The following is a 237-nucleotide window of genomic DNA, read 5'->3' as shown; positions in this document are numbered from 1 at the left end:
GGAGTGGCACTATTGAGGGTGTTAGTGTCATAGATGGTTTAGTGTCAGGAGAAGATATGACTGGTGGTATCGCAGGAAGCTGGTCGGGTGCCATGACGGAATCCTATAGCAGTGTTGATGTAAAAGGCGGGACTGATACCGGAGGTATAATCGGAGAGGGGACTGCAGCTGCTTGTCAAAAAGTCTATGCGACCGGAGACGTTGAAGGCGCGACTAAGGTTGGGGGTCTTATCGGGG

The 237-nt window shown here is 51.9% G+C and carries 1 pseudogene; it reads left to right on the top strand.

Annotation, left to right across the window (positions count from 1 at the left end):
* Positions 1-56 precede the first annotated feature (56 nt).
* Positions 57-237: pseudogene (locus M3202_RS22805) on the top strand (prepilin-type N-terminal cleavage/methylation domain-containing protein); the annotation flags it as partial.

This window comes from Halalkalibacter oceani, assembly GCF_023715605.1.
Lineage (GTDB): Bacteria > Bacillota > Bacilli > Bacillales > Bacillaceae_D > Halalkalibacter > Halalkalibacter oceani.
This window is presented reverse-complemented; position numbering and strand designations above follow the sequence as displayed.